This is a genomic window from Enterobacter sp. 01-M-03-SI-ECC, assembly GCF_047530215.1.
In the GTDB taxonomy this organism is placed as follows: domain Bacteria; phylum Pseudomonadota; class Gammaproteobacteria; order Enterobacterales; family Enterobacteriaceae; genus Enterobacter; species Enterobacter chengduensis.
This window is the reverse complement of record NZ_JBLKDA010000023.1, coordinates 74,579-85,156: the sequence shown is the minus strand read 5'-3', so window position 1 is coordinate 85,156 and position 10,578 is coordinate 74,579. Positions and strand designations below refer to the sequence as shown.

The following is a 10,578-nucleotide window of genomic DNA, read 5'->3' as shown; positions in this document are numbered from 1 at the left end:
GTAATGAATTACGTATGTTCACTCAGAGACTTGGTATTCATTTTTCGTCTTGCGACGTTAAGAATCCATGTCACTTTGAGTGCCCACACAGATTGTCTGATAAATTGTTAAAGAGCAGTGCCGCTTCGCTTTTCGCAGCGGCGCGGGGTGTGCATAATACGCTTTCCCGCTTCAGAGTCAAGCGTTTATTTTCGCTTTTCTCTGTTGGCGTTCATCTCTGAACCCCGCTAACCCGGCGGCCTGTAAGCCGTTGTTCCGTGTCAGTGGAGGCGCATTATAGGGAGTTCTCAGACGTTGACAACCCCTCTTTTAAAAAAAACTTTCAACCGTCTCTTTTTTGCTCAAAACCGTGCTACAGCGCCAGTTTTTCGAGCGTTTCAAAGCCATAACGACGTAAAACGGGCAAAAGTTGCTCAGTCTCTTTCGTGATGGCCATACAAAACGCGATATTCGCATCGGCAGATTTTGCATCCGGCGCTTCGTGTTCCAGCAGCCAGGCCGTACGACGGGCAATAGCCGCGCCGGAATCGACCAGACGAGTCCCCTCCGGCAGCACCTCTAATAGCTCATCCTGTAATAGCGGGAAGTGGGTGCAGCCCAGCACAACGGTATCAGGCGGTTCGGGCATCCGCAGCCACGGACGAAGAATACGGCGCAGCTCGTCGAGTGATACCGCCTTGCCATGCAGTTTCGCTTCTGCCATCTCCACCAGCTCAGCCGAGCCGAGCATCGCAATCTGGCATTCGTTAGCGAAACGGTCGATTAGCTCGCGGGTATAAGGACGCTTTACCGTGCCACGCGTAGCCAGCAACCCCACAATGCCGTTCGCCGTCAGACGCGCGGCAGGCTTTATCGCAGGAACGACGCCCACTACCGGGAACGGGAATTTTTCACGCAGGGCAGGAAGGGAAACGGTGCTCGCCGTATTACAGGCGATAACGGCCAGCGCAAGGGGATAGCGCTTTTGTACCGCAGTGACGATTTCAACCACGCGCTCCACAATAAAATCTTCGCTCTTTTCCCCGTACGGGAAAGCGACGTTATCGAAAGCGTAGATGTAATGGAGATCCGGCAGGAGATGCCGAATCTCATCATAGACCGAAAGCCCACCGACGCCGGAATCAAACACCAGCACGGTGGGACGCGGATTAGAAGGTGTAGCTGCCAGACAAGGTGTATTCCCGTCCTGCAGTTTGGTAGCCATAAACTGTCTCGTAATCTTTATCGAACAGGTTGGCTATTTTACCACGAACTGTGAGGTGTGAGGTGACAGGATATGAAACGGCGACATCCCACAGGCTGACACCGCCCATTTTCACTTTCTCAGACGGGTAAGTACCAAAGTCAGTGTCGTAACGCGTACCGAGATAGTGATAAGTCAGGCTCCAGTCGAAATCATAGATCTGCGTGTCGAGCTGATATTTCACCTGCTGCTTAGCGCGACGGTCCAGAAGTTCGTTAGTTGCGGCATTACGGGCATCCACATAGTCGTAGCCGACCGTATGCGTCAACGGGCCCGTATCAAACGATGCTGTCGCTTCCACGCCTTTGATGCGTGCTTTACCGACGTTGTAATATTGCTGGAGGTTATTATTGAAGTCGATGAGATTATCAACGTCATTACGGTAGCCGGATACGCGCCAGCTCACGCCTGCCGTCAGGCCTTCAAACGCGCCTTCCCACTGTTTGCTCTCTTCGGGATCAAGATGGTCATTGCCATAGAAGCCATAGAGTTGCCCCAGATTCGGTGCTTTATAGGCCGTACCATAAGAAGCAACGAAACGGTAACCCTCCACGAACTCCCACGCTGCACTGCTTTGCCATGTGCCATGGCGGCCGAACTGAGAGTTGTCATCGCTACGAACCGCCCCTTCCAGAGTGACATCACCAAACTGCTGCAACCCCGTCAGGTAAACGCCGGTGTTACGCAGGTCATAGCCGTTGGTCACGTAGTTTGTACCCGGCTCGGTGCTCTGCTTCTGCCAGTCAACGCCCGCGCCAATGTTCCCATGCCCCACATCAACAGAGTTGAGCCACTGGACGTTGTACTGTTTGATTTCATCCAGCGTGGCTGTTGAATCGTAGCGGCCCAAATTTGGGTCGTAGTTATAGTCCTTGCTGTGGCTATAGCTGGTGAGCAGCTGTGAATGGAAGATGTCATCGTTGAAGCGCAAGCCTGCATCCCAGGTCTGGCTATAGAGCTGGCGGGTATCGACCAGAACGTCAGGGGTAAATGAGCTGTAGTAACCATCATAGGCAGTACGGTTGCTGTAGCCAAATCCGCGAACAAAACCGCTCCACTGCTCTGAGAATGCGTGTTCCAGTGCGCCATAAAGCGTTTTATTCATAAAGCCGTCGCGGTCGGTCTGGGCAAGGCCACCATTGTTGCCGTCCGCAACCACATCAAACCCTTTGGTATAGGTGTAATCACCCGCCAGCGTGACGCGCGTGCTGTCGCCCAATGTTTGCTGAGTACTGCCGCCATAATTCTGGTAACCGTGCGAGCCTACGCCTGCATTCAGCGTGGTACCGTCCTTCGCGCGAGTGGTGATAATGTTTACGACTCCGCCGATCGCGTCCGAGCCGTATACCGCCGAACGCGGTCCACGAACATATTCGATACGCTGCACCAGAGCGATGGGGAACTGGCTGAGATCGGACGACCCCGTAACGCCCGCCTGGTTAAGGCGGATCCCATCAACAAGGATCAGGACGTGGCTGGAGTTGGTGCCACGGATAAAGAGAGAAGAGAGTTGCCCCATCCCGCCACTTTGCGCCGTATCCACGCCGGGCAGGCGACGCATAACATCGAGGACCGAGGTTGATTGCCAGCGGTCAATATCGGCACGCGTAACAACCGTGTTTGCAGCCAGAATAGTTTTTTCAGGTTGTTCAAAACGATTTGCCGTCACCACCAACGAGTCTGCGCCATCCTGCGCCCAGCCCGAAAATGCCGTGACGGACAGTGCCGTCAGCAGCGATACTTTTTTAATCATTGTTAAAGCATCCACAATATAAGAAGGATGCCGCAGGCCTCATCGATAGCACGCGATGATGAAACCAAATGCGACGTGATCCCGGCAGGTCTTCGGGCTAGGTGGCTATATATGGATGAAGACTTCCCATTTTCACAGTGTCTACAACGCTCATCCCGCCAGTCGTTACCGCTGCGCGTCAGCTCCAGATTTACACTGGATTCCCTTTTCACTCTCAGGAGACCGGAAACAGAATGCTACAATTAGACACGTATGGATGTCCAGACAGCTATTGGGCATTAAATCTGGACATCCCCTGAACAATGCCTACAATCCCCGCGTAATTCATTATCACTCAGGACGCATCATGACCCCAGAACACCTCCCGACAGAACAGTACGACGCGCAGCTGGCCGAAAAAGTTGTCCGTCTGCAAAGTATGATGACGCCGTTCAACGCGCCCGTTCCCGAGGTGTTCCGCTCCCCCGTCAGCCACTACCGCATGCGCGCCGAGTTCCGCATCTGGCACGACGGTGACGACCTGTACCACATCATTTTCGATCAGCAAACGAAATCCCGCATTCGCGTGGACAGCTTTCCGGCGGCGAGCGAGCTCATTAACCAATTGATGACGCTGATAATGGACGGCGTGCGCAACAATCCGGTACTGCGTAACAAGCTGTTCCAGATTGACTACCTGACCACGCAAAGCAATCAGGCGATTGTCTCCCTGCTGTACCACAAAGCCCTGACCGACGAATGGCGCGAGCAGGCAGAAGCCCTGCGCGATGCGCTGCGCGCGCGGAACATCAACGTTCACCTGATTGGCCGCGCGACAAAAACCAAAATCATGCTGGATCAGGATTACATTGACGAGCGCCTGCCGGTGGCGGGTAAAGAGATGGTGTATCGTCAGGTCGAGAACAGCTTCACCCAGCCGAACGCCGCGATGAACGTGCAGATGCTGGAGTGGGCGCTGAAGGCGACGGAAGGGTCAACGGGCGATCTGCTTGAGCTGTACTGCGGTAACGGCAACTTCTCGCTGGCGCTTGCGCGTAACTTCGATCGCGTTCTGGCGACGGAAATCGCCAAGCCGTCGGTTGCCGCCGCGCAGTACAACATTGCCGCTAACCATATCGACAACGTGCAGATCGTTCGTATGGCCGCAGAAGAGTTCACGCAGGCCATGAACGGCGTGCGCCAGTTTAACCGCCTGGAAGGGATCGATCTCAAGAGCTACCGGTGTGAGACGATTTTTGTCGACCCGCCGCGCAGTGGGCTGGACAGCGAAACCGAGAAGATGGTGCAGGCGTATCCGCGTATTTTGTACATCTCCTGTAACCCGGAGACGCTGTGCAAGAACCTCGAAACATTAGGCCAGACGCACAAGGTTGAACGTCTGGCGCTGTTCGATCAGTTCCCGTATACGCACCATATGGAGTGCGGCGTTTTACTTACCGCACGGTGATCTGTAGGCCGGATAAGCGTAGCGCCATCCGGCTTTTTTGGCAGGTGGCGCTTCGCTTACCTGCCCTACAACAAATAATTCATTACTCCGGCAACTGGCTCTTACGGCTACGCATGCGTGAGCCAATCCAGAACACCAGCGCAACAGACAGCACAGCAGGGAAGAAGTTAGAGCCGATATCCGGATACTCCGCGCGCACCACCGTGCTGTAGAGCAATACGCCCAGAATAAAGCAGGCGGCGGCCAGCCCCGGTAACCCCACCGGCATGGTGCGGTTCAGGTAACGTTGATGCAGGCAGTACACCGTCAGCACCAGCGCAATAAGCGGGAAAATCGAAAATGGAACAATTGAGCTAAAAATAGCGGCAAACGTTCCATTAATGGATAAGCCAGCGATCAATGCCAGCAACAGCGTCCCTTTATCCTGACCTGACTGTTTCATTACTCACCTTCACTCTTCGGTTTGATGTGCCAGTTTCTCTTGTTCACGGCGATACCAGTAGTACGCGCCTTTGGAGATCATCCTGAGCTGCAATACCAGTCGCTCTTCGAGCTGCTTGCGTTGTTCAATGCTGACATCCAGCGCTTCGGCACCCGCGCTGAAAACAATCGTCACCATCGCCTCGGCCTGTGCTTCAGTAAACGCACGCGGCATATGGTTTTCGAGTTCAAGATAGTCGGCAAGTTCCGCGATGAAGTGCTGAATTTCACGCGCAACGGCGGCACGAAACGCCGCCGATGTGCCCGAACGCTCGCGCAGAAGCAGACGAAACGCGTTGGGGTTATTGCCGATAAATTCCATAAAGGTCGACACGGAGGTGCGGATCACGCTGCCCCCTTTCGCGATACGCTGACGCGCCTGGCGCATCAGCTGGCGCAGCATCAGCCCGCTTTCGTCGACCATGGTCAGGCCCAGCTCATCCACGTCACGGAAGTGACGATAGAAGGACGTTGGCGCAATCCCGGCCTCGCGTGCGACTTCGCGCAGGCTCAAACTGGCAAAACTCCGCTCAGCACTCAGTTGACTGAATGCGGCTTCCACCAGCGAACGCCGGGTTTTCTCTTTTTGTTGTGCTCTTACGCCCATCACGATAGTTGAATCCTTCCAAAGGCCTGCCGGCACTATACCAGAGAATAAAATTAATCTGTTTGCCTGGCTTTGTGAATGATTGTTTACGTGCGGTTTGTGCTCCACTGCCGGAAAAAAGCACAACGATAATTGGGTTACCCTGGCAATGATGTTATGATTCTGTTGCTTTTATGTATAAGAACAGGTAAGCCTTGCCATGCCACATTCCTACGATTACGACGCAATAGTTATTGGTTCCGGCCCCGGCGGCGAAGGTGCTGCTATGGGTCTGGTGAAACAGGGAGCCAGAGTAGCGGTCATTGAGCGCTACCATAATGTCGGCGGCGGTTGCACGCACTGGGGCACCATCCCTTCGAAAGCCCTCCGCCACGCCGTCAGCCGCATTATCGAATTTAACCAGAACCCTCTTTACAGCGACCACTCCCGACTTCTTCGTTCCTCCTTTGCCGACATCCTCAACCACGCGGATACCGTCATTAACCAGCAGACGCGCATGCGTCAGGGGTTTTATGAGCGTAACCACTGTGAGATTTTGCAGGGTAACGCGCATTTTGTGGATGAACACACCCTGGCACTCGAATGCCACGATGGGTCGGTTGAAACCATCACCGCTGAAAAATTTGTGATTGCCTGCGGCTCGCGCCCGTATCATCCGGCCGACGTGGACTTCTCGCACCCGCGCGTCTACGACAGCGACTCGATTCTGAGCCTGCACCATGAACCCCGCCACGTCATTATCTACGGCGCAGGGGTCATTGGGTGCGAATATGCGTCGATCTTCCGCGGAATGGACGTCAAAGTTGACCTGATCAACACCCGCGACCGCCTGCTGGCGTTCCTCGATCAGGAGATGTCAGACTCCCTCTCCTACCACTTCTGGAACAGCGGCGTGGTGATTCGCCACAACGAAGAGTACGAGAAGATTGAAGGCTGTGACGACGGGGTGATTATGCACCTTAAGTCCGGCAAAAAGCTGAAAGCAGACTGCCTGCTGTACGCCAACGGTCGCACCGGCAACACCGATTCCCTGCAGCTGGAAAATATCGGGCTTGAAACCGACAGCCGTGGTCAGCTTAAGGTCAACAGCATGTACCAGACCGCCCTGCCGCACGTTTACGCGGTTGGCGACGTGATTGGCTACCCAAGCCTGGCATCAGCCGCTTATGACCAGGGCCGCATTGCCGCTCAGGCGCTGGTAAAAGGCGAAGCAACGGCGCACCTGATCGAAGATATTCCGACGGGTATCTATACCATTCCGGAAATCAGTTCTGTCGGCAAAACCGAGCAGCAGCTGACGTCAATGAAGGTGCCTTACGAGGTGGGTCGCGCGCAGTTTAAACATCTGGCGCGGGCGCAAATCGTGGGGATGAGCGTGGGGACGCTGAAGATCCTGTTCCACCGCGAAACGAAAGAGATCCTCGGCATTCACTGCTTTGGCGAACGCGCGGCGGAAATCATTCATATCGGCCAGGCGATAATGGAGCAGAAAGGCGGCGGTAACACCATTGAGTACTTCGTTAACACCACCTTTAACTACCCGACCATGGCGGAAGCCTATCGGGTCGCCGCGCTGAACGGCTTAAACCGCCTGTTTTAACGCGCTGTCAAAATGGCCATCCATCGCACCGCGGATGGCCTCTGCCAGCTGCTCATAGCGGCTGCGCAGCGGTGATCCCGGACGATAGACCAGGCCGATAGTGCGACGCGGCTCCGGCTTAATGCACGGCAAATAGACCACGCCATCACGCTTACGCTCGCGCGGCACCGCCAGCGCAGGCAGCAGCGTGATACCGCTTCCCGCCGCGACCATATTACGCAGCGTTTCAAGGCTGGTTGCGCGGAAGTGGGTATCTTCATCAGCACCCGCTTCAAAGCAGAAGCCCATTGCCTGATCGCGCAGGCAGTGGCCGTCTTCCAGCATCAGCAGCTTTTCACCCGCCAGATCGGCCATCGGCACGCGATCGCGGTTCGCCCACGGGTGATCTTCGTAGATCGCCAGCATCATCGGCTCATCGAACAGCGGCACTTCAATAAACGCTTCGCTCTCTTTGACCAGTGCCAGAATGGCGCAGTCGAGCTTGCCGCTGTCCAGCTGCGCCAGCAGCTGATGGGTTTGCGCTTCGTGCAGGTACATTTCGAGTTTCGGGAACGTCTGGTGCAGCATCGGAATGATGTGCGGCAACAGGTACGGGCCAACGGTTGGGATCAGGCCAATGTGCAGCGGGCCGGACATCGCCTCCCCCTGCTGGCTTGCCATTTCCTTGAGCACTTTGACCTCGCGCAGCACGGTACGCGCCTGATCCACCAGCAGCAGACCTGCCTGTGTGAACAGAACCTTACGACTGGTGCGCTCCAGCAGCATCACGCCCAGCTCGTCTTCCAGCTTGCGGATCTGACCGCTCAGCGTGGGCTGGCTAACGTGGCAGGAATCTGCCGCGCGGCGAAAGTGGCGATGCTCGGCTAACGCTACCAGGTATTCAAGATCACGAATATTCATTATTCATCCTCCGTCGCCACGATAGTTCATGGCGATAGATAGCATAGCAACGAACGATTATCCCTATCAAGCATTCTGTTGAATAATACACCACATAGACGAGGCGGCACGTGTTTGACCCTTGACGTCCCCGCACCGTCAGCGAGTTTCTCTCAAAACTCGAACAACTAAAGCCAACGTGAACTTTTGCGGACCCCGTGGTCCGCTTTTTTTTTGCGTAAAAAAGCCCAACTCAGGGTTGGGCTTGGGTTTTGTAGGTCGGGTAAGGCGAAGCCGCCACCCGACGTTTCAGGCATCAAATCAGGCGGTTTTTCGCATCCGCAATCGCCTGCGCCACCTGCTTCGGCGACACGCCGCCTTTCGCGGCACGCTTATCCAGGCAGGATTGCAGCGCCAGAATCGGATATACATCTTCCCCAATCACCGCGCTGAATTTCTGCAGGTCGGCCAGCGCCAGATCTTCCAGCGGTTTACCCTGACGAATAGCTTCTACTACCGCTTCACCCACAATGTGGTGCGCTTCACGGAACGGTACGCCTTTCGCCACCAGATAATCCGCCAGTTCGGTAGAGTTCGCATAGCCCTGCTGCGCCGCTTCCTGGCAGCGCGGACGTTTCACCTGAATGCCGTCCAGCACCAGCGCGCCCATGTGCAGACAGTCCAGCCAGGTGTCGAGCGCGTCGAAAAGCCCTTCTTTGTCTTCCTGCATGTCTTTGTTGTACGCCAGCGGCAGCCCTTTCAGGGTCATCATCATGCCGGTCAGCGCGCCCTGTACGCGGCCACACTTCCCGCGGATCAGCTCCAGCGCGTCCGGGTTTTTCTTTTGCGGCATCAGGGACGAGCCTGAGGTCACGCGGTCAGACAGCTCAACAAAACCGGCTTCACCGGAGTTAAAGAAGATCAGGTCTTCGGCAAAGCGCGACAGGTGCACCATCCCGATAGACGCATTGGAAAGCAGCTCCAGCACGTGGTCGCGGTCAGAAACGCTGTCCAGGCTGTTGCGGGTGGCGGAGGCAAAGCCCAGCCAGCCTGCGAGCTGTTCGCGGTCGATTTCATACGCCGTACCGGCCAGCGCGCCGCTGCCCAGCGGGCTGACGTCCAGACGCTTGAGGGTATCCTTCAGACGGCTTTCGTCACGCGCCAGCATCTCAACGTAGGCCAGGCACCAGTGGGCAAAGGTCACCGGCTGCGCGCGCTGCAGGTGGGTATAGCCCGGCATCACCGCGTCCTGATTGTTCTGCGCGGTCTCCACCAGCGCGGTCTGCAGCTGACGGTTGGCTACAAGCAGTTCGCCAACGGTATCTTTGCACCACAGCTTCAGATCGGTAGCGACCTGGTCGTTACGGCTACGGCCGGTATGCAGCTTTTTACCCAGCTGACCGACTTTGTCGATAAGTTTGCCTTCCACCCAGCTGTGAATATCTTCGGCGTCGCTCTGCAGGATTTGCTGCGGATCCAGACGCACCTCTTCCAGCAGATTGTTCAGCGCCTCTTCCAGCTGTAACTGTTCGTCTGCGGTCAGTACGCCCACCGTCACCAGCGCCTTGGACCAGGCCACAGAGCCGACAATATCCTGTTCGGCCAGGCGATAGTCGAAGCGCAAAGAGTCATTGAACTGTTTGAACCGCTGATCCGCTGCCTGTGTAAAACGCCCACCCCAAAGTGCCATAACATGCTTCCTTTATTCGTTAGTTCCGCCGGGTGGCGCTTCGCTTACCCGGCCTACGGTCTTGTAGGCCCGGCCAGCAGAGCGCCGCCGGGCAGTAAATCTTAAGCCAGAATACGCGTGCCAATCGGCGTGCCGTTAAACAGCGCCGGGAGCTGCTCCGCGTGACGCCAGGAGGCGATATCCACCGGGCGGCCCAGCGTGCGCGCCGCATCCAGCGCGGCGTTCACTTTGACGATCATGCCATCGGTAATAATACCCTGCGCGATCAGCTGTTCGGCTTTCTCTGCCGTCATTTCCGCAATGCGCTGGCCTTTACCGTCCAGAATGCCGCTCACGTCGGAGAGCAGGATCAGGTCCGCACCCAGCGTTGCCGCCAGCGCGGTTGCCGCCTGGTCCGCGTTAACATTCATCAGCTCGCCCGCTTCGGTCACGCCGATAGAGCTCACCACCGGCAGGAAACCGCCTTCCAGCAGCGTGTTAATCAGCTTAGGCGAACCCGGCTGCGCCAGTCCAACGTGGCCGAGCGCTTCGTCGAGCTGGGTCACTTTTACGCTGTCGCCATCGCCCAGATAGAGGCCAACGGAGGCAATGTGGTGCTTCTTCGCCCACGCCAGCAGCGTTTTGTTCGCCGTGCCCGCCAGCGCGCCGGTAATGATGTCGATCTGGTCAGCAGGCGTGACGCGCAGGCCGTTTTTCTTGATCACCGGCAGGTTGAGCCCTTTCATCAGCTCATCCACCACGCAGCCGCCGCCGTGCACAATGACCAGCGGACGCTGGTGTGATTCGCGATAGTTCACCAGCGCGGTAAACAGACGCTCCAGCGCTTCTTCGCTGTCCAGCAGTACACCACCGAGTTTGATAATTAATGGGTTCATCATC

Annotated in this window: 9 protein-coding genes and 1 riboswitch; of the genes, 2 read left to right on the top strand and 7 right to left on the bottom strand. The window is 56.2% G+C overall.

Going from position 1 to position 10,578, the window contains the following annotated elements:
- Positions 1–352: 352 nt before the first annotated feature.
- Together murI and btuB are read right to left on the bottom strand one after the other, a co-directional pair.
- Positions 353–1,204: a glutamate racemase gene (gene murI, locus ACMWKK_RS19230; protein ID WP_045329571.1), complete on the bottom strand. Its 852-nt coding sequence runs from the start codon at positions 1,202–1,204 to the stop codon at positions 353–355.
- Entirely contained in the window at positions 1,149–2,996 is a 1,848-nt protein-coding gene (gene btuB / locus ACMWKK_RS19225; RefSeq protein ID WP_045329569.1) for a TonB-dependent vitamin B12 receptor BtuB, read from the bottom strand. The genes murI and btuB overlap by 56 nt, the downstream gene beginning before the upstream one ends.
- A 65-nt stretch (positions 2,997–3,061) precedes the next feature.
- A riboswitch (cobalamin riboswitch) is annotated at positions 3,062–3,238 on the bottom strand.
- Positions 3,239–3,342: 104 nt separating this feature from the next.
- Between btuB and trmA the strand changes: the two genes are divergently transcribed.
- Entirely contained in the window at positions 3,343–4,443 is a 1,101-nt protein-coding gene (trmA, locus tag ACMWKK_RS19220; protein ID WP_112780310.1) for a tRNA (uridine(54)-C5)-methyltransferase TrmA, read from the top strand.
- A gap of 82 nt (positions 4,444–4,525) precedes the next feature.
- Here trmA and ACMWKK_RS19215 read toward each other — a convergent pair whose 3' ends face one another.
- Complete coding sequence (locus ACMWKK_RS19215) at positions 4,526–4,885, bottom strand: YijD family membrane protein (RefSeq protein ID WP_008501783.1); 360 nt, start codon at positions 4,883–4,885, stop codon at positions 4,526–4,528.
- 9 nt (positions 4,886–4,894) lie between these two features.
- Entirely contained in the window at positions 4,895–5,533 is a 639-nt protein-coding gene (gene fabR / locus ACMWKK_RS19210; protein ID WP_008501784.1) for an HTH-type transcriptional repressor FabR, read from the bottom strand.
- Positions 5,534–5,729: 196 nt separating this feature from the next.
- Here fabR and sthA point away from each other — a divergent pair, with 196 nt between their 5' ends.
- Complete coding sequence (sthA, locus tag ACMWKK_RS19205; protein WP_008501785.1) at positions 5,730–7,130, top strand: Si-specific NAD(P)(+) transhydrogenase; 1,401 nt, start codon at positions 5,730–5,732, stop codon at positions 7,128–7,130.
- On the opposite strand, the gene oxyR is transcribed toward sthA, so the two are convergent.
- The 3 genes from oxyR to argB form a co-directional block, all read right to left on the bottom strand.
- Complete coding sequence (oxyR, locus tag ACMWKK_RS19200) at positions 7,113–8,030, bottom strand: DNA-binding transcriptional regulator OxyR (RefSeq protein WP_025758848.1); 918 nt, start codon at positions 8,028–8,030, stop codon at positions 7,113–7,115. The genes sthA and oxyR overlap by 18 nt on opposite strands.
- A gap of 295 nt (positions 8,031–8,325) precedes the next feature.
- Positions 8,326–9,699, bottom strand: coding sequence for an argininosuccinate lyase (gene argH, locus ACMWKK_RS19195; protein ID WP_112780311.1), 1,374 nt, complete (start codon positions 9,697–9,699; stop codon positions 8,326–8,328).
- A 101-nt stretch (positions 9,700–9,800) separates the two neighbouring features.
- Positions 9,801–10,577, bottom strand: a complete 777-nt coding sequence (argB, locus tag ACMWKK_RS19190; RefSeq protein WP_088475254.1) for an acetylglutamate kinase — start codon at positions 10,575–10,577, stop codon at positions 9,801–9,803.
- Position 10,578: the final 1 nt, after the last annotated feature.

What these genes read in the sequence shown, in the direction of transcription:
- murI (WP_045329571.1), bottom strand. Translation starts at nt 1,204, where the DNA reads ATGGCTACCAAACTGCAGGACGGGAATACACCTTGTCTGGCAGCTACA.
- btuB (WP_045329569.1), bottom strand. Translation starts at nt 2,996, where the DNA reads ATGATTAAAAAAGTATCGCTGCTGACGGCACTGTCCGTCACGGCATTT.
- trmA (WP_112780310.1), top strand. Translation starts at nt 3,343, where the DNA reads ATGACCCCAGAACACCTCCCGACAGAACAGTACGACGCGCAGCTGGCC.
- ACMWKK_RS19215 (WP_008501783.1), bottom strand. Translation starts at nt 4,885, where the DNA reads ATGAAACAGTCAGGTCAGGATAAAGGGACGCTGTTGCTGGCATTGATC.
- sthA (WP_008501785.1), top strand. Translation starts at nt 5,730, where the DNA reads ATGCCACATTCCTACGATTACGACGCAATAGTTATTGGTTCCGGCCCC.
- oxyR (WP_025758848.1), bottom strand. Translation starts at nt 8,030, where the DNA reads ATGAATATTCGTGATCTTGAATACCTGGTAGCGTTAGCCGAGCATCGC.
- argH (WP_112780311.1), bottom strand. Translation starts at nt 9,699, where the DNA reads ATGGCACTTTGGGGTGGGCGTTTTACACAGGCAGCGGATCAGCGGTTC.
- argB (WP_088475254.1), bottom strand. Translation starts at nt 10,577, where the DNA reads ATGATGAACCCATTAATTATCAAACTCGGTGGTGTACTGCTGGACAGC.